Annotated in this window: 18 protein-coding genes; 16 read left to right on the forward strand and 2 right to left on the reverse strand. The window is 63.3% G+C overall.

The annotated features are described in order from the left end of the window. Window positions 1-88: 88 nt before the first annotated feature. The 3 genes from So717_RS06095 to tspO are packed head-to-tail and all read left to right on the forward strand — an operon-like array spanning window position 89 to window position 3,154. On the forward strand, window positions 89-1,633 hold the full coding sequence (locus So717_RS06095; protein ID WP_159975324.1) for a phytoene desaturase: 1,545 nt from the start codon (window positions 89-91) through the stop codon (window positions 1,631-1,633). Then, the gene (gene crtB, locus So717_RS06100) at window positions 1,630-2,667 is read left to right on the forward strand and encodes a 15-cis-phytoene synthase (protein ID WP_159975325.1); all 1,038 of its coding nucleotides are present in this window, start codon (window positions 1,630-1,632) and stop codon (window positions 2,665-2,667) included. Before So717_RS06095 ends, crtB begins: the two co-directional genes overlap by 4 nt. 4 nt (window positions 2,668-2,671) lie before the next feature. Continuing rightward, window positions 2,672-3,154: a tryptophan-rich sensory protein TspO gene (tspO, locus tag So717_RS06105; RefSeq protein ID WP_159975326.1), complete on the forward strand. Its 483-nt coding sequence runs from the start codon at window positions 2,672-2,674 to the stop codon at window positions 3,152-3,154. A gap of 3 nt (window positions 3,155-3,157) precedes the next feature. On the opposite strand, the gene crtC is transcribed toward tspO, so the two are convergent. Both crtC and crtD read right to left on the reverse strand, forming a co-directional pair. Beyond that, complete coding sequence (crtC, locus tag So717_RS06110; protein ID WP_498049704.1) at window positions 3,158-4,075, reverse strand: carotenoid 1,2-hydratase; 918 nt, start codon at window positions 4,073-4,075, stop codon at window positions 3,158-3,160. Beyond that, window positions 4,027-5,577: a 1-hydroxycarotenoid 3,4-desaturase CrtD gene (gene crtD, locus So717_RS06115; protein ID WP_202981893.1), complete on the reverse strand. Its 1,551-nt coding sequence runs from the start codon at window positions 5,575-5,577 to the stop codon at window positions 4,027-4,029. The genes crtC and crtD overlap by 49 nt, the downstream gene beginning before the upstream one ends. A 93-nt stretch (window positions 5,578-5,670) precedes the next feature. Here crtD and So717_RS06120 point away from each other — a divergent pair, with 93 nt between their 5' ends. The 13 genes from So717_RS06120 to pufC all read left to right on the forward strand — a co-directional run bounded on the left by So717_RS06120 (window position 5,671) and on the right by pufC (window position 16,975). Further along, window positions 5,671-6,555, forward strand: coding sequence for a polyprenyl synthetase family protein (locus tag So717_RS06120; protein ID WP_159975329.1), 885 nt, complete (start codon window positions 5,671-5,673; stop codon window positions 6,553-6,555). Beyond that, a complete protein-coding gene (locus So717_RS06125) occupies window positions 6,548-7,672 on the forward strand; it encodes a methyltransferase (RefSeq protein WP_174238998.1) in 1,125 nt (374 codons plus the stop codon). The genes So717_RS06120 and So717_RS06125 overlap by 8 nt, the downstream gene beginning before the upstream one ends. A 126-nt stretch (window positions 7,673-7,798) precedes the next feature. After that, window positions 7,799-8,740, forward strand: coding sequence for a chlorophyll synthesis pathway protein BchC (gene bchC / locus So717_RS06130; RefSeq protein ID WP_159975330.1), 942 nt, complete (start codon window positions 7,799-7,801; stop codon window positions 8,738-8,740). An 8-nt stretch (window positions 8,741-8,748) separates the two neighbouring features. Further along, window positions 8,749-9,768 (forward strand): chlorophyllide a reductase iron protein subunit X, encoded by a 1,020-nt coding sequence (locus tag So717_RS06135; protein WP_159975640.1) that lies wholly within the window; start codon window positions 8,749-8,751, stop codon window positions 9,766-9,768. Then, the gene (locus So717_RS06140; protein ID WP_159975331.1) at window positions 9,755-9,928 is read left to right on the forward strand and encodes a hypothetical protein; all 174 of its coding nucleotides are present in this window, start codon (window positions 9,755-9,757) and stop codon (window positions 9,926-9,928) included. The genes So717_RS06135 and So717_RS06140 overlap by 14 nt, the downstream gene beginning before the upstream one ends. Next, on the forward strand, window positions 9,925-11,496 hold the full coding sequence (gene bchY, locus So717_RS06145; RefSeq protein WP_159975332.1) for a chlorophyllide a reductase subunit Y: 1,572 nt from the start codon (window positions 9,925-9,927) through the stop codon (window positions 11,494-11,496). Before So717_RS06140 ends, bchY begins: the two co-directional genes overlap by 4 nt. Window positions 11,497-11,596: 100 nt before the next feature. Next, entirely contained in the window at window positions 11,597-13,072 is a 1,476-nt protein-coding gene (bchZ, locus tag So717_RS06150; RefSeq protein ID WP_159975333.1) for a chlorophyllide a reductase subunit Z, read from the forward strand. Beyond that, a complete protein-coding gene (pufQ, locus tag So717_RS06155) occupies window positions 13,069-13,314 on the forward strand; it encodes a cytochrome PufQ (RefSeq protein WP_159975334.1) in 246 nt (81 codons plus the stop codon). The genes bchZ and pufQ overlap by 4 nt, the downstream gene beginning before the upstream one ends. Before the next feature lie 183 nt (window positions 13,315-13,497). Then, window positions 13,498-13,644 carry a light-harvesting antenna LH1, beta subunit gene (pufB, locus tag So717_RS06160; protein ID WP_159975335.1) on the forward strand — a complete coding sequence of 49 codons (147 nt, stop codon included), beginning with the start codon at window positions 13,498-13,500 and terminating at the stop codon, window positions 13,642-13,644. 11 nt (window positions 13,645-13,655) lie between these two features. Continuing rightward, complete coding sequence (gene pufA, locus So717_RS06165; RefSeq protein ID WP_159975336.1) at window positions 13,656-13,814, forward strand: light-harvesting antenna LH1, alpha subunit; 159 nt, start codon at window positions 13,656-13,658, stop codon at window positions 13,812-13,814. A gap of 196 nt (window positions 13,815-14,010) precedes the next feature. Continuing rightward, window positions 14,011-14,859, forward strand: a complete 849-nt coding sequence (pufL, locus tag So717_RS06170) for a photosynthetic reaction center subunit L (protein WP_159975337.1) — start codon at window positions 14,011-14,013, stop codon at window positions 14,857-14,859. 2 nt (window positions 14,860-14,861) lie between these two features. Continuing rightward, a complete protein-coding gene (pufM, locus tag So717_RS06175) occupies window positions 14,862-15,857 on the forward strand; it encodes a photosynthetic reaction center subunit M (protein ID WP_159975338.1) in 996 nt (331 codons plus the stop codon). Between the two features lie 2 nt (window positions 15,858-15,859). Further along, window positions 15,860-16,975 carry a photosynthetic reaction center cytochrome PufC gene (gene pufC, locus So717_RS06180; RefSeq protein WP_159975339.1) on the forward strand — a complete coding sequence of 372 codons (1,116 nt, stop codon included), beginning with the start codon at window positions 15,860-15,862 and terminating at the stop codon, window positions 16,973-16,975. Window positions 16,976-17,147: the final 172 nt, after the last annotated feature.

The following is a 17,147-nucleotide window of genomic DNA, read 5'->3' on the forward strand; positions in this document are numbered from 1 at the left end:
CAAGTGTCAACTAAGTCTGACACGCTGTATTCAAAATTGGAAGATCACAATTGTAAAGTAAAGTGGACACATCTACTGTACCAGTAGAATGACACGCGTAGACCCCAACGAATCCGCCCACGCGGCCCAAGGCGGGCGCAACAGGGCCATCGTGATCGGTGCCGGCCTGGGCGGGCTGGCAGCGGCCATGCGGCTGGGGGCCAAGGGCTACCGCGTCACGGTGATCGACCGGCTCGACGTGCCAGGCGGGCGTGGCTCTGCGATTTGGCAGGATGGTCACCGCTTTGATCTCGGCCCGACAATTGTGACCGTTCCGCAGCTCTACCGCGAACTTTTTGCGGTTTGCGGGCGCGATTTTGACGACGCGGTTACCCTGAAATCGCTGGACCCGTTTTACGAGATTCGCTGGCCGGACGGCACCAGGTTCACCGCGCAGCAAGACACAGGCCGCCTGCGAGCCGAAGTGGCGCGGCTTGCGCCCGGCGACCTGGCCGGGTTCGACAAGTTTCTGGAAGACAGTGCTGCCCGCTATTGGTTCGGGTTCGAAGACCTGGGCCGCCGCTCGATGCATCAGCTTTGGGAGCTGATCAAAGTGCTGCCCACCTTCGCCAGTCTGCGGGCGGATCGGTCGGTCTATGCGCACGCGGCCCGGCGGGTGAAGGACGAAAAGCTGCGCATGGCGCTGAGCTTTCATCCGCTTTTTATCGGCGGTGATCCGTTGCACGTGACGTCAATGTACATCCTTGTGGCCTACCTCGAAAAGGAATTTGGGGTGCACTATGCCATGGGCGGCTTGGCGCATATGGCGCGTGCCATGGCGGATGTGATTGAGGATCAGGGCGGCACGCTGCTGATGGAGACGGAGGTCGATGAGATCGTTGTCCGCGACGGATCTGTCACCGGTGTTCGGCTGGCCACGGGTTTGGAGATGGGGGCCGATATCGTCGTCTCCAATGCCGATTCGGGCCATACCTACACCAACCTGCTGAGAAACCACAGGAAACGGCGCTGGACCAAGAAGCGACTGACGCGCACGCGATATTCCATGAGCCTCTTCGTTTGGTACTTCGGCACGAAGGGCACCGCGCAGGGGTGGCCGGATGTGGGGCACCATACGATCCTGAATGGTCCCCGATACGCTGGTCTGCTGCGCGACATCTTCATCAAGGGCAAGCTCTGCGACGACATGAGCCTCTATGTGCATCGTCCCTCGGTGACCGACCCGTCGGTGGCGCCTGAGGGCGACGACAGCTTCTATGTGCTCAGCCCGGTGCCGCATCTGGGCCACGACAACGGCGTCGACTGGTCCGAGGAAGAACCACGCTACAAGGCGAAGATGTTGAAGATGCTGGAGGAGCAGCTGCTGCCCGGATTGGGTGAGAAGATCAGCACTGAAGTGGTGTTCACGCCCGAGACCTTCCGCGACCGCTACCTCAGCCCGCTGGGCGCCGGGTTCTCCATCGAGCCGCGCATTCTGCAAAGCGCGTGGTTCCGCCCGCATAACATCTCAGAAGAGGCCAAGGGGCTGTATCTCGTCGGGGCGGGCACCCATCCGGGTGCGGGTGTGCCGGGTGTGATCTCAACCGCCGAAGTCCTCAGCACGCTGGTGCCGGATGCGCAGGTGGCGCGATGATCGCGCCCTCAGATCTGGAGCACTGCCGCGAGGCGATCCGGCATGGGTCGCTGTCGTTCCATGCCGCCTCCAAGGTCCTGCCTGCGCGGGTGCGTGACCCGTCACTGGCGCTCTATGCGTTTTGCCGTCTGGCCGATGATGAGGTGGACCTGAAGGCTGAGAAGATCGAGGCCGTGTTGCGGTTGCGAGACCGGCTTGACGATGTCTATGCGGGCAAGCCCAGAGACGCAGCGCCCGACCGGGCCTTTGCCGCCCTTGTCGAAGATTTCGAGATGCCGCGCGCGCTGCCGGATGCGCTGTTGGAAGGCTTGGCCTGGGATGCGGATGGGCGGCGGTATGCAACCCTGTCGGACGTTCGGGGCTACTCCGCCCGCGTGGCCTCCGCCGTGGGGGCTATGATGTGCGTGCTGATGGGGGTGCGCGATGCCGACGCACTGGCACGTGCGTGCGATCTTGGCGTCGCCATGCAGTTGACCAACATCGCGCGGGATGTTGGCGAAGACGCGCTGGAGAAGCGCATCTACCTGCCCACCGATTGGCTGCAGGAGGCCGGGATCGAACCGGAGCAGTTTCTGGCGGATCCGAAGCCCACCAAGGCCGTGCGCATGATGGTCAAACGTCTGGTGATGGAAGCGAACCGCCTCTACATGCGGTCGGAGGCCGGGATCAGCGCGTTGCCGCGTCGGTGCCGCCCGGGCATCTATGCGGCGCGGTTCATCTATGCGGGGATCGGCGGGCAACTGACGGCCATGGGGTACGATTCGATCTCGGCACGCGCGCGGACGAGCAAGCTGCAAAAGCTGGGCTGGCTTGGGCAATCGATGATGCTGGCCGCCACAAGCACGGTTATGCCGCAGTCTCCGGTGCTCTATGCGCAGCCTTTGGAGGAAGTGGCCTTCCTTGTCACGGCGACGGCGCGCGGGCAGGCCAAAGTGTCGCGCAGCGATACGCTGATCTCGGTGCTGACGGCCTTGGAGCAACGGCGTCATGAACAGCGCGCGCGCTTGACCACGCCACGGCGGGGTCTAACCTAGCAGTATGTTTTGGCTTTTGTTCTGCATCTTCTTTGCAGCCTGTCTCGGCGCGGGCGTGACCGGTGGGCTCTTCGCCCCGGGGCCGTGGTATCGCGCCTTGACCAAGCCCTGGTTCACGCCGCCCGACTGGGTGTTCCCGGTGACCTGGATGGTGCTTTACATCTGCATCGCCGTGGCCGGCGCCCGCATTGCCATGCTGCAGGGCAACGGCGTCGCGATGGCGTTCTGGGCCTTGCAGATTGCGCTGAACGGGCTGTGGACCCCGGTCTTCTTTGGGCTGAAAAACATCCGTTTGGGGATGGCCGTGGTCTCCGTGCTCTGGCTGTCGGTGCTCAGCGGCCTGCTGGCGATGTGGCAGATTGATGTGATCTCCGGTCTGCTCTTTGTGCCTTACCTGATCTGGGTGAGCATCGCGGCAGCGCTGAATGCGGGCGTCTGGCGGCTGAACCCCGACGTGGCGCGGAACCCGCCGCCCGCGCCCTCCTGATCGTCAGCCGAAACTCCAGCTGCGGCGGCGGGGCACGCGCACGGCCAGCATCGGTTTCAGGAAGGGGCTGCGAAAGCGCCGGAGATCCAGGGCCTCATGCACGCCGGTGACCTTTGCGCCGTCCAGCTGCGTCTCAACGGCAGCGCGGGTGTAGAAAGGGGCATCGAGCATGGCCAGCGTCTGGCGCGGCTTGAACCCGGCATCGGCCCGCGTTTCGCGCTTGACCGCCCAGAGGCTGCGGCCCAGCCGCGCCTTCGGGGGCAGGGCGGTGGCCTGGGCCTCACCGGTCGCACCAAAGCGGACAGCAGTGGCCAGCTCAGAGCCATCGCGCCGTGTCGCATCGTAAAAGCAGGTCGCGCCAGAGCCTGTGGGGAAGCGTCCCCAGGTCCAATAGCTGAAATCCTCTTCCAGCGCGCGCGTGCCGAAGTTGGCGTCGAAATAGCCTTCGCCCTGCCACTGCCAGCCGGGGCGGTCGATATCGACCTCAATGCGCGCGCGGGGGGCAAAGGGGCGCCAGATATGGGCGCTGTCTTCTGTCAACGGCAATTCAACCTGGGTCAGCGCCGAAGGGATCACGCGGATTTGCCCGCGTATGCGATTGATCAGCGGCGGGCTTGAGATCTCGTTGATGTCGATCACCAGCTGATCCCTGTCCCAGCGCATCATTGAGGGGCCGACCTCGAATCGCGATGCCGTCTGCCGCAGGGCCGAGGCGCCCCGATCCGTCATGGTAAAGCGCCCGCCGGGTCCGTAGGTCGCGACGTTGATGCAGACGTGGTTCTGCGGGTTGCGACGGCCCGACCAGCGGTACCAGGGCGAGAAAACCGAGCCTATGAAGCCGATCACCGACACCGCGCGGGTGCCGCACGCGCTCAGGCCGTCGACATACCACCACGCATAGCCGTTTGGGCCGACATGGATGTCGAAGTTTGGCCGCTCAAGATCGCCTCGGCCGCGTGCCGGGCGGAGAGGGTCGCCATCGGCACGCCCGCCCCCGGATGCGTCCCGCCGCCCGCCAGCCATAGTCCCTTTACCGCTGTCTGCGCCGTTGGGCGCTTCAGCGCGGCGGTCAGCCCGTGCGGGGTTTGCCCGTAGAGCGCGCCGAGCGTCTGCGGAAACATCTCGGCGAAGCGTTGTGGTGTCGTGATCGTCGCCGTTGTGGGTGTCGGGGACATAGTCACGCCCATGTCCGCCATCCTCTGCATGATCTGATGATGCCATATGTCCAAATCCCTTGGAGGGGTAAAAGTTGAAGTTGCCGGGGCGTTTGAGATGATCTCGAACCGCTCGACGGCCGGAGGCGCGCGCCCCTGGCCGCGATCTTCGGCACAGAGGTAGAGGGTTGGGTCTTTGGGGATGCGTCCGGCGGCCAGATCGTCGAATTCCGACTGCAGATCATCCCCGAAAAAGACGTTGTGATGCGCCAGTGGCACGCCCGAGGGCGTCGCCGCAAAGCTGTGCACCCGGGCCGAGAAAGAGCGGGGCAGGCGCGTGGTTTGCGGCGCGATACCGCTGACGTCGGCACCAAGGCTGCCGGCGGCCAGCGCACGTGGATCGCCCGCATAGACGATGGTCTCGGCCTGCAGGTAAGCGCCGTCTTCGGTCATCACGCCGGTCGCCCGGCCCTGTCTGACCGTGATGTCCGCGACATGGGTTTGCGTCAGCACGTCCACGCCGCGCGCCAGCGCCAGTTTGGTCAGCGCATCGGTCAGCCGGTGCATGCCGCCGTCGACAACCCAAACCCCCGCTGCTTCTGCCTGCCAGATCAGGGACAGCAGCGCCGGGCTGAGATGGGGTGCGCCGCCCACATAGGTGGCATAGCGCCCAAAAAGCTGTGCGAGGCGGCGGTCGCTGAACTGGCGTTTGAGCATTTGCGCCAATGTCGACAGCGGGGCCATGGCCGGAATGAGGTCAGGCTGGCGCAGAACATGCGGCACAAGCTGCCCCATGCGCGGACGCGGCGCCTGCATCACCGGTGCGTCAAACGCCTGAAACAGCCGGGTCGTGCGCTGGTGGAAGCGTCGGAATTGATCCGCCGCCGTAGGGCCTGCGAAGTCGGCAATCGCCGCCGCACTTTTGTCAGCATCCGCGTAGAGATCCAAGCAGCTGCCATCGGACCAGAAATGCCGGGCCAGCACCTCCTGCCGGATCAGCGTCACGTGATCATCCAGCCGTTCGCCCGCCGTGGCAAAGAGGTCGTCAAACACATGTCGCAGTGTCAGCACCGTGGGGCCTGCATCCACCGGCCCGGCCTGGCTAGGCACGGTTCGGATCTTGCCGCCGGTATGGGTGTGTCGCTCCACCAGGGTCACGCGCAGGCCGCCAACCGCCAGCCGCAGCGCCGTTGCAAGCCCTGCGATGCCCGCGCCAATGACAATCGCCTTGGGTTGGGTGCGCTGCGGAAGGAGGGATTTCGCTGCCATATGCAATTGTTGACTCGTCGCCGCAAACTGTCCAGTATGATTTACACTTTTGTGTCCCATTTGAGTGACACTTTGCCGAAGAAAGGGCGCCGTATGAGTATGAGCACGCGCATCGAGGGGGCGATTTCTTCAGCAGTCGCAGTTGGACAGGGCCGAGGTGCGGTACCGGCCCGCCTGGCCTCTGCGCTGGACTATGCGACCGCGCCGGGCGGGGCAAGGATCCGGCCAACGATTCTCATGTCGGTGGCGCTGGCCTGCGGCGATGATCACCCCGCCCTGTCGGACGCAGCCGCTTCGGCGTTGGAGATGATCCACTGCGCCAGCCTCGTGCACGATGATCTGCCCTGTTTTGACGACGCAGCGACCCGCCGGGGCAAGCCTTCGGTTCACAAGGCCTACTCGGAACCGCTGGCCGTGCTGACGGGAGACAGCCTGATCGTATTGGCCTTCGAAACACTGGCGCGGCAGTCGCATTATGCGCCGGATCGGGTGGCGCAGCTGATCATGACGCTGGCGCAACGCACGGGAATGCCGGGCGGCATCTGCGCCGGGCAGGGCTGGGAGAGTGAGGCCGAAGTGGATCTCTCCGCCTACCATCAGGCGAAAACAGGTGCTTTGTTCATCGCTGCGACCCAGATGGGGGCCACTGCGGCGGGGCAGGATGCCGAGCCGTGGTTCGAACTTGGCGCCCGGATTGGCGAAGCGTTTCAGGTGGCCGACGATCTGCGCGATGCGCTTTACGACGCGGAGACGCTGGGCAAGCCGGTTGGGCAGGATGATCTGCACGGGCGGCCCAACGCTGTGTCGCTATTAGGGGTGCAGGGCGCAATCTCCCGGCTGAAAGACATACTCAGCGGCGCGATTTCCTCTATCCCGTCCTGCCCCGGCGAGGCGCAGCTGGCCGAGATGGTGCGCACCTATGCCGAACGTCTGACCCCGGTTGCACCCAATGCTGCGGTGCGGCCCAGCAATGTCTGACACCGTTGGTGATCTGCCGGGATGGCGCGGTGGTTGGCTCAACCGGCTGGTCGCGCGGCCTGGATTTCAGAGCTGGGCGAGCGGTTTTCCCCTGACGCGCGCGCAGGCCCGGCGGGACGGGGCCGAGATCTTTGATTTGGTGCAGGGGTTTGTTCAAAGCCAGGTGCTGATGGCGCTGGTCGAGCTGGATATCTTCCGGCGGCTGCGTGCAGGTCCAATGACTGCTGAGGCGCTGGGTGCCGCGACTGCTATACCCGCCGTGCGCATGCAGGTGTTGCTGCAGGCGGGGGCCGCGCTGCGGTTGCTGAAACGCGGACGGGGCGGGCGCTATCGTCTGGCGCGCAAGGGCGCTGCGCTGATGGGGGTTCCCGGTCTGGAGGCCATGATCCGCCACCATAAGGCGTTCTATGCTGATCTGGCTGATCCCGTTGCGCTGCTGCGTGATCCGCAGGACACCGCGCTTGCGGGGTTCTGGCCTTATGTCTACGGGGCCGCCGGTGCGGTCGATCCGACCACTGCCGAGACCTACTCCGATCTGATGGCGCAAAGCCAGCGTCTGGTGTCCGAGGATACGCTGCGCATGGTTTCCCTGAAAGGGGTCACCCGCCTGCTTGATGTGGGCGGTGGCACCGGCGCTTTTCTGGAAGCGGCGGGTGCTGCGACGCCGGGGCTTGAATTGATGCTCTTTGATCTGCCGCAGGTCGCCCCACAGGCGCTGGACCGTTTTGCCAGGGCAGGGCTGACCGCGCGGGCAACCATCCACCCCGGCTCGTTCCGCGATCAGCCTTTGCCGATGGGCGCGGATGCGATCTCGCTGATCCGGGTGCTCTATGATCATTCCGACGATATCGTGCGCGATCTTCTTGCGCAGGCCTATGCCACGCTGCCGCCTGGCGGCCACCTGATCATCTCAGAGCCGATGAGTGGCGGGGCTGTGCCGGACCGGGCCGGAGACGTCTACTTTGCCTTCTATACGTTGGCCATGCAGACCGGCAAAGCGCGGTCGGCGGCCGAGATTTCCGAGCTGTGTCAGGATGCGGGCTTTGCCGATCTGCGCTGCCCCCGCCCGCGCCGACCGTATGTAACGCAGGTCGTCACGGCACGAAAGCCCGTGTGACCCCGATTAAAGTGTCTAAGTTAGTTGACACACATTAATGTAAGTTTAAACTGACAACACAACACATGCTGTGCAGTGAGTCTTTGGCGCTAGATCAAAGCGGCTGTGCACGCCGAGGAGAGTGAATTGGACACCACAGCCGTTCTTCTAGAAGGTCCGCGTGATCTGAAGGTCGACACCCTGGCGCTGAAAGCGCCGGAGGCTGAGGATCTGGTGGTCGATATCACTCATTCCGGCATCTCCACCGGCACGGAAAAGCTCTTCTGGTCAGGCGAGATGCCACCTTTTCCCGGCATGGGGTACCCGCTTGTTCCGGGCTATGAGGCGGTTGGCGAAGTGGTTGAGGCGACGCCTTCCACCGGCTACAGGCCCGGTGATCATGTCTTTGTGCCGGGTGCCAATTGCTATGAGGGGGCCTTTGGTCTCTTTGGTGGTGCGACGGCACGGTTGGTCACATCACCCGACCGTGTGACGCGAATCGACCCGGGCCTTGGTGCGCAAGGGGCTTTGCTCGCGCTGGCAGCCACGGCGCGGCACACGATGGCCGGTTTGAACAAATCCGTGCCCGATCTGATTGTGGGCCACGGCGTTCTGGGCCGTTTGCTGGCGCGGTTGACGATTGCCGCAGGCGCACCGGCGCCGACGGTCTGGGAGATTGATCCCGCACGCCGCGGTGGGGCCGAGGGTTATCCTGTGATCGCACCCGACGACGACCCGCGCCGCGACTATACTTCCGCCTATGACGCCTCGGGCAGCATGGATGTGCTGAACGATCTTGTGGGCCGGATCGCCAAGGGGGGCGAGATCGTTCTGGCCGGGTTCTACACCGAGCCTGTGCAGTTTGATTTCCCGGCGGCTTTCATGAAGGAGGCACGGTTCCGCGTTGCAGCGGAATGGACCCATGATGATCTGGCAGCCACCCGCGCTCTCGTCGAAAGCGGAACGCTCAGCCTGGGTGGGTTGATCACCCATGCCGTTCCGGCCGCGCAGGCCCCCGATGCCTATACGCGCGCATTCACGGACGCGGCGTGTCTGAAGATGATCCTCAACTGGAGGGATGCGGCGTGAAAGACGGTATTGAAGAGAAGCGCCCGGCTGAGAGTGACGCGCCGAACCTAAAAGAGTTCGACCAGCGCCTGCGCGCTGAGGCCGCTGAGCCGACGCTGGAGGTGCCGCAGTCTGAACCGACGTCCAAGACACAGATCATTGCGATCTATGGCAAGGGCGGGATCGGCAAGTCTTTCACCCTCGCCAACCTCAGCCACATGATGGCGGAACAGGGCAAGCGGGTGCTGTTGATCGGCTGCGATCCCAAGTCTGATACGACGTCGCTTCTGTTCGGCGGCAAGGCCTGCCCGACGATCATCGACACCTCGACCCGCAAGAAACTGGCGGGAGAAGAGGTCAAGATCGGCGATGTCTGCTTCAAGCGCGGCGGTGTTTTTGCCATGGAGCTGGGTGGCCCCGAAGTGGGTCGTGGCTGTGGCGGGCGTGGCATCATCCATGGGTTCGAATTGCTTGAGAAGCTTGGGTTCCATGACTGGGACTTTGACTATGTGCTGCTCGACTTTCTGGGCGACGTCGTCTGCGGCGGCTTCGGCCTGCCGATTGCGCGGGACATGGCGCAGAAGGTGATCCTGGTCGCGTCGAACGATCTGCAGTCGCTTTACGTGGCCAACAACGTTTGCTCGGCGGTGGAGTATTTCCGCAAGCTCGGTGGCAACGTGGGTGTGGCCGGTCTGGTGATCAACAAAGACGATGGCACTGGCGAGGCGGCGGCCTTTGCGGACGCGGTGGATATTCCGATCCTCGCGGCGATCCCGCAGGATGATGACTTGCGCAAGAAATCGGCCAACTATCAGATCGTCGGAACGAAAGAGAGCCAGTGGGGCGGCCTCTTTGCTGAACTAGGCTTGAACGTGGCCGAGGCCCCGCCGATGCGCCCCGCGCCGTTGGATCAGGACGGCTTGCTGGGGCTGTTCGATGCCTCCGAGACCGGCGGCGACGTGGTGCTGGAACCTGCGAGTGATGCGGATATGCGCGGCAAGAATTCCGCGCCTAGGCCCTCGTTGGAGGTGGTCTATGACAACGCGTGACCGGGTTCGGGCAAGTCAGGACACCATGGCGCGGGCGATCTGGCACAGCCAGCAGTCGACGACACTTTTTGAATCGAGCCAAGAGACAATTTCCCAGTCCATTCGCCTGATGGAGATGATGCGCGGTCTGCTACCTAACGTTGGCTGGTCCCTCGAATGAAACAGGAAGTCACATATGATGACGCCGCCGAGGTGGAGGTGATCAAGGGTCACCTCCATGGCGATGTTACACGTGTGGCTGGAGAGGTGCCTGCGGACGGGGCGGGGTGCCATTCGGGTGCTGACATGGCAGAGGCGGCGGCTCTGGCGGGCAAGTCGGAGGTGCTGGAGAAATTCCGCGCGGATTATCCGATGGGTCCGCATGACAAGCCGCAGAGCATGTGCCCGGCCTTTGGGTCCTTGCGCGTGGGCCTGCGGATGAAGCGCGTGGCGACGGTGCTGTCGGGCTCGGCCTGCTGTGTCTATGGGCTGACCTTCGTCAGCCATTTCTACGGCGCGCGGCGGTCGGTGGGCTATGTGCCGTTCAACTCAGAGACGCTGGTGACCGGCAAGCTTTTCGAGGACATTCGCGAGTCTGTGCACGAGTTGGCGGACCCGGATCGCTATGACGCGATTGTGGTGACGAACCTCTGTGTGCCGACGGCCTCTGGTGTACCGCTGCAGCTTCTGCCGCGCGAGATCAATGGCGTGCGGATTGTGGGCATCGATGTGCCGGGGTTCGGCGTGCCGACCCATGCGGAAGCCAAGGACGTATTGGCCGGGGCCATGCTGACCTATGCGCGCGAAGAGGCTGAGGCCGGGCCGGTGGCGGCCCCTGTGGGCGGGCGGTCCTCACGGCCTACGGTGGCTTTGTTGGGCGAGATGTTTCCGGCGGATCCGATGATGATTGGCCAGATGCTGGCGCCCATGGGTCTGGCCGCGGGGCCGGTTCTGCCGTGCCGCGAGTGGCGCGAGCTTTATGCGGCCCTCGACTGTTCTGTCGTGGCGGCGATCCATCCTTTCTATACCGATACGGTGCGCGCCTTCCGCGCGGCCGGGCGGCCTGTGGTCGGCTCGGCACCTGTGGGGCATGACGGGACTGCCGCTTGGCTGCGGGCCATTGGCGAGACCTATGGGGTTGCGGCGGATCAGATCGCGGCGGCGCAGAGTGCGGTGTTGCCTGCGATCAAGGGTGCCTTGGCGGCGACGCCGATCAAGGGGACGATCACACTGTCGGGCTATGAGGGCTCGGAGCTTCTGGTGGCGCGGTTGTTGATCGAAAGCGGGGCGGAGGTGCCTTATGTGGGCACGGCTTGCGCGAAGTCCGAGTGGTCTGCTGAGGATGCGGCCTGGCTGGAGGCCAAGGGCGTGACGGTCAAGTACCGTGCGTCGTTGGAAGATGATTGTGCCGCGATGGAGGCGGTGACGCCCGATCTGGCGATTGGGACGACGCCCGTGGTGCAGAAGGCCAAGCAGCTTGGGATCCCCGCGCTTTACTTCACCAATCTGATTTCGGCGCGTCCGCTGATGGGTGTGGCGGGCGCGGGCTCGCTCGCTGAGGTGATCAATGCGGCGATTGCCAACAAGGACCGGATGGACCGGATGACGGCCTTCTTTGAGGATGTTGGCGCGGGTGATACAGCCGGTGTTTGGGAGGGCAGCCCGAACCTGCGGCCAGACTTCCGGGCGCAGCATCAGAAGAAGCTGGACAAGCAGAAGAGGGCGGCTGAGGCCGCGCGCATGATCTGATGGTGGTTTGGGTTTCATATCACCAAAAGGGGGCTCGGCCCCCGCGCTGCGCGCTCCCCCGGGATATTTCTGGCCAGAAGAAGCAGAGGGGGCTCTGCTGATGCTGGTGACCGATCATGACCGGGCAGGCGGCTATTGGGGGGCGGTTTATGCCTTCTGTGCCGTGAAGGGATTGCAGGTTGTGATCGACGGGCCGGTGGGCTGCGAGAACCTGCCGGTGACCTCCGTGCTGCATTACACCGATGCGCTGCCGCCGCATGAGTTGCCGATTGTTGTCACGGGTTTGGGTGAGGGCGAGATGGGTGCCGGGACCGAGGAGTCCATGAAGCGGGCCTGGGACACGTTGGACCCGGCGCTGCCTGCGGTGGTCGTGACGGGCTCGATTGCCGAGATGATTGGGGGCGGGGTCACGCCTCAAGGAACCAACATTCAGCGGTTTTTGCCGCGCACCATTGATGAGGATCAGTGGGAAGCTGCGGACCGGGCGATGACCTGGATCTTCACCGAGTTCGGGATGACCAAGGGGCGCATGCCGCCTGAGAAGAAGCGGGATGAGGGGGCCAAGCCCCGGGTGAACATTCTGGGGCCGATGTACGGCACCTTCAACATGCCCTCGGATCTGGCGGAGATCCGGCGGTTGGTCGAAGGGATCGGCTGCGAGGTCAACATGGTGATGCCGCTGGGCGCCCATGTGGCTGAAATGAGAGATTTGGTGAATGCGGATGTGAACATCTGCATGTACCGCGAGTTCGGGCGTGGATTATGCGAGCTTCTTGCCAAGCCGTATCTCCAGGCTCCGATAGGGGTCGAGAGCACGACCAAGTTCCTGCGCGCACTGGGGAATTTGGTTGGCCTCGACCCCGAACCTTTTATCGCGCGAGAGAAGCATTCCACGATCAAGCCGGTCTGGGATCTCTGGCGTTCTGTTACGCAGGATTTCTTTGCCACGGCGAGTTTTGCCATCGTGGCGAATGAGACCTATGCGCGGGGGATCCGGCTGTTCCTGGAAGATGACATGGGGCTGCCTTGTGCCTTTGCCGTGGCGCGGGTGGCGGGGCAGAAGACCAACAACGAAGAGGTGCGCGCTTTGATGGGGCAGAAGCGGCCCCTGATCGTGATGGGCTCGATCAACGAAAAGATGTATCTCGCGGAGCTCAAGGGCGGGCATGGGCCAAGCCCGGCGTTCATTCCGGCGAGCTTTCCGGGGGCGGCGATCCGGCGGCACACAGGCACGCCCTTTATGGGCTACGCGGGCGCGACCTATCTCATTCAGGAGATCTGCAACGGGCTCTTTAATGCGCTGTTCCACATCCTGCCCTTAGGCTCGGAGATGGATGCGACAGATGCGACGCTGACGCCGCTGCGGCGCGATTTCCCCTGGGATGCGGATGCGCAGGCTGCGCTCGACAAGATCGTCGAGACCCATCCCATTCTGACACGAATTTCAGCCGCGAAGACCTTGCGCGACGCGGCGGAGAAAGCGGCATTGGCCGCAGGCGCGGACCGCGTGGTGCTCGACACCGTGCGCGCGCTCGACACCGGCATCGCCAGCCCTGATTTGGAGGATCAGACATGACGGACATGACATCTGACATCGTGGAAGCCGCCGTAGAGGCGCCGCATCAGGCGCCCAGCAGGAAGGCGGTGCGCACCGAGTTCATGGTCTATTTCGCGATCATCTTCCTGGCGACGCTGCCGCTGGCGACGCTGACCTGGGCGCTCTCGGCGATCCGGACGCGCAGTTTCACCGAAAAGGGGCCCATGTCCCGCGCCTGGACCCAGGCCCGTATCATCACGCCGATGATCTTTTCCGCGTGACACCGTTTTCGCAACATGGAGGCACCGTGCCCGGTTGCGACCTGAATTCTCGGCTTGTGTGCGCCTGTCGAGGTCAAGAGCTGTACGCCTTTTGCGAGGTGGACAGAGCCCCGAGGGGGGAAACCCCCAAAGGACCCCGCCGCGGGGAGCGCGGCGTCAGCATAACGTTCCGGAGGAATCTTTATGGCTGATAACCACCTGTCTTTTACAGGTCTAACTGACGAGCAGGCGCAAGAATTGCATGCTGTCTATATGAGCGGGCTCTGGCTGTTTTCAGCAGTTGCCGTGGTCGCTCATCTGGCAACATTCATCTGGCGTCCGTGGTTCTAGAGGAGTCGGATATGGCAAAGTTCTACAAGATCTGGCTCATCTTCGACCCGCGTCGTGTGTTTGTGGCACAGGGCGTGTTCCTCTTCCTGCTGGCAGCGATGATTCACCTCGTCCTGCTGAGCACGGATCACTTCAACTGGTTCGAACTGGCGGCGCAATCCGCCCAGTAAGGGATCTGGCCGGGCAAGGGCCAACCCGCACCGGTGCCGGAGTGACACCCAAGAATAGCTGCGGGCGGCCAAATGTGCGCCATCCGCCCGCAGCAAACCCAAGGATTTAACGACGGCCTCCGCCTTGGAGGCAGGCAGGGCCAAGGGGCCCCGCCCGCCCGGGACTGGCGCGCCGCACATACGCGGAGAATAGAAGATGGCATTGCTCAGCTTCGAAAGAAAATATCGCGTCCGCGGAGGGACGCTGATCGGGGGCGATCTGTTCGACTTCTGGGTGGGGCCATTCTATGTGGGCTTCTTCGGAGTGACGACGGCCTTCTTCGCCCTTCTGGGGACGATCCTGATTTTCTGGGGTGCAAGCCAGCAGGGCACGTTTAACCCCTGGCTGATCAATATCGCGCCGCCGGACCTGAGCTATGGGCTTGGGCTTGCGCCGCTGCTTGAAGGCGGATTGTGGCAGATCATCACGATCTGCGCGACGGGCGCTTTCGTTTCCTGGGCGCTGCGCGAGGTGGAGATCTGCCGCAAGCTTGGCATGGGCTATCACGTGCCCTTCGGATTCATGGCGGCCGTGATCGCCTATATGACGCTGGTGATCTTCCGCCCGCTGCTGATGGGCGCCTGGGGGCATGGGTTCCCTTACGGGATCTTCAGCCACCTCGATTGGGTCAGCAACACCGGCTACGCCTATCTGCACTTCCATTACAACCCGGCGCATATGCTGGCGGTGACGCTGTTCTTCACCACCACGCTGGCGCTGGCGCTGCATGGCGGGTTGATCCTCTCGGCCTGTAACCCCGAGAAGGGCGAAGAGGCCAAGACACCTGATCATGAAGACACCTTCTTCCGCGATTTCATCGGCTATTCGGTCGGCACGCTGGGAATTCACCGGGTGGGCTATCTGCTGGCGATCAACGCGGGTCTCTGGTCCGCCGTCTGTATCATCATCTCTGGTCCGGTCTGGACCGCCGGTTGGCCCGAATGGTGGAACTGGTGGCTTGATCTGCCGATCTGGGGTGAGCCCATCGCCGTGGGAGGGATGTGATCATGTGGCTTCCTGAATATCAGAACATCTTCACGCAGGTGCAAGTCCAGGGCAAACCCGAATGGGGCATGGACGACCAAGGCAACAACATGATGGAAGAACGCGCGGGCAAGCCGTTCTTCAGCACCCTCGTCGGCCTCTTCGGCAATGCGCAGGTCGGCCCCTACTATGTGGGCTGGACGACGCTGGTGGCCTTTGCCACGGGCATCGCCTGGTTCGTGATCGTGGGCTTCAACATGCTGGCGCAGGTCGGCTATTCGATCCCGCAGTTCATCCGGCAGCTGTTCTGGCTGGCCCTTGAGCCGCCCTCGCCGGAATACGGGCTGTCGATGCCGCCGCTGGACGAAGGGGGCTGGTACATCATCGCCAGCTTCTTCCTGCTGGTCTCGGTCATGTGCTGGCTCTTGCGGGCCTATCTGCTGGCGCAGCAGCACAAGATGGGCAAGCACATCTTCTGGGGCTTTGCTGCCGCCGTTTGGCTGTTCCTCGTGTTGGGTCTCTTCCGCCCGGTCCTGATGGGCTCGTGGTCGGAGGCGGTGCCTTACGGTATCTTCCCACACCTCGATTGGACCACCGCGTTCTCGATCCGCTACGGCAACCTCTACTACAACCCGTTCCACTGCCTGAGCATCGTGTTCCTCTATGGCTCTGTGCTGCTCTTCTGCATGCACGGCGGCACCATCCTGGCGGTCACCCGCTATGGTGGCGACCGGGAGCTGGAGCAGATCTATGATCGCGGGACAGCCACGGAACGCGCCGCTCTCTTCTGGCGCTGGACCATGGGGTTCAACGCCACGATGGAGGGCATTCACCGCTGGGCCTGGTGGTTCGCGGTGCTGACACCCATCACTGGCGGCATCGGCATCCTGCTCACCGGTACAGTCGTGGACAACTGGTTCATCTGGGCGCAGGAGCACAACTTCGCGCCGATGTATGACGGCTCCTACGGATATGCCGACTACGGCTCCTACGAAGCCTTTATCGGACAGGAGGACTGATCATGCTGCCCAAGTGGTTTGACAAATGGAATCAGGACAACCCGACCAATGTCTTTGGTCCGGCGATCCTGATCGGGGCGGTGGGTGGCGCTGTCTTTGCCGCGATCATGATCATCAGCTTTGGCAACCCGGCGCAGACGGCCTCGCTCCAGACGGGGCCGCGCGGCACGGGCATGTCGGTGCCGGAGTTCAACGTGGTGCGCACGGCGCCTGACCCGACGATCGAGGCCTACTATACCGAAGAGCCCTACGTGCCCGAAGGCGGTGAGGATCTGGCCAAGGACATCTATGAGAATGTCCAAGTGCTGGGCGATCTGACTGAGGACAACTTCAACCGCGTGATGACGGCCATGACCCAGTGGGTCAGTCCGGAGCAAGGCTGTGCCTACTGCCACGGCGACGTGGATCTGGAGGAATACGGCAGTGATGACCTTTACACCAAGGTCGTCGCGCGCCGCATGATCCAGATGACCCAGAACATCAATGAGAACTGGGAAGGCCACGTGAACGCGGTCGAGGAGATCGGTGTGAACTGCTACACCTGTCACCGGGGCGAAAACGTGCCTTCGGAAATCTGGTTCAACATCACCCCGGTGAATGAGGCCGCAGGCGGATGGGCGAGCGTGCAGAACCGCGCAACCTCGATCAGCCAGTCGACCTCTCTGCCGTCCAACGCTTTGGAGGTGTATCTCACCGACTATGAAGCAGTGAATGTGCATGATCTGGAAAGCCGTGTGGAGGGCATTCCGAACGATGAGGAGGTCGCCTCGATCCAGAAGACCGAGATGACCTATTCGCTGATGAACTACTTCGCCAACAGCCTCGGGGTGAACTGTGTCTTCTGCCACAACTCGCGCGCTTTCTACGACCCCGAACAGCACACGCCGCAATGGGCGACAGCGCTGCTGGGCCGGCAGATGGTGATCGAGATGAACCAGGAGTATCTGATCCCGCTGGAGACGGAGTACCCGCCCGAGCGCCTTGGCCCGATCTATGCCGATGCGCCGAAAGCGGCCTGCAAGACCTGTCACAAGGGTTATCAGCGCCCGTTGCAGGGGATGAACGTAATCGCCGACTGGCCCGAGCTCGCGACGACCGAGGCGCCGGTTTACGAATAGGCGCGGGCGGCCCTCGCGCCGCCCCGCCTCGCCTGGCACGGACCCTTGGCTTCCTGGGTTCGGGCACGGGGTCTCAACACCCCGGTTCCCTTCCTGTTGGCTACAGGACCCTGGCGTCGCACTCGGGTCATCCCGGTTGCGGCGCCTTTTCTTTTCCAGGGGCGGCGCCCCG

The sequence above is a fragment of the Roseobacter cerasinus genome (assembly GCF_009811755.1).
GTDB lineage: Bacteria > Pseudomonadota > Alphaproteobacteria > Rhodobacterales > Rhodobacteraceae > Roseobacter > Roseobacter cerasinus.

Excerpts from the sequence above, each read along its gene's own strand:
- So717_RS06095 (WP_159975324.1), top strand. The coding sequence starts at position 89 with ATGACACGCGTAGACCCCAACGAATCCGCCCACGCGGCCCAAGGCGGG.
- crtB (WP_159975325.1), top strand. The coding sequence starts at position 1,630 with ATGATCGCGCCCTCAGATCTGGAGCACTGCCGCGAGGCGATCCGGCAT.
- tspO (WP_159975326.1), top strand. The coding sequence starts at position 2,672 with ATGTTTTGGCTTTTGTTCTGCATCTTCTTTGCAGCCTGTCTCGGCGCG.
- crtD (WP_202981893.1), bottom strand. The coding sequence starts at position 5,577 with ATGGCAGCGAAATCCCTCCTTCCGCAGCGCACCCAACCCAAGGCGATT.
- So717_RS06120 (WP_159975329.1), top strand. The coding sequence starts at position 5,671 with ATGAGTATGAGCACGCGCATCGAGGGGGCGATTTCTTCAGCAGTCGCA.
- So717_RS06125 (WP_174238998.1), top strand. The coding sequence starts at position 6,548 with ATGTCTGACACCGTTGGTGATCTGCCGGGATGGCGCGGTGGTTGGCTC.
- So717_RS06140 (WP_159975331.1), top strand. The coding sequence starts at position 9,755 with ATGACAACGCGTGACCGGGTTCGGGCAAGTCAGGACACCATGGCGCGG.
- bchY (WP_159975332.1), top strand. The coding sequence starts at position 9,925 with ATGAAACAGGAAGTCACATATGATGACGCCGCCGAGGTGGAGGTGATC.
- bchZ (WP_159975333.1), top strand. The coding sequence starts at position 11,597 with ATGCTGGTGACCGATCATGACCGGGCAGGCGGCTATTGGGGGGCGGTT.
- pufQ (WP_159975334.1), top strand. The coding sequence starts at position 13,069 with ATGACGGACATGACATCTGACATCGTGGAAGCCGCCGTAGAGGCGCCG.
- pufB (WP_159975335.1), top strand. The coding sequence starts at position 13,498 with ATGGCTGATAACCACCTGTCTTTTACAGGTCTAACTGACGAGCAGGCG.
- pufA (WP_159975336.1), top strand. The coding sequence starts at position 13,656 with ATGGCAAAGTTCTACAAGATCTGGCTCATCTTCGACCCGCGTCGTGTG.
- pufL (WP_159975337.1), top strand. The coding sequence starts at position 14,011 with ATGGCATTGCTCAGCTTCGAAAGAAAATATCGCGTCCGCGGAGGGACG.
- pufM (WP_159975338.1), top strand. The coding sequence starts at position 14,862 with ATGTGGCTTCCTGAATATCAGAACATCTTCACGCAGGTGCAAGTCCAG.
- pufC (WP_159975339.1), top strand. The coding sequence starts at position 15,860 with ATGCTGCCCAAGTGGTTTGACAAATGGAATCAGGACAACCCGACCAAT.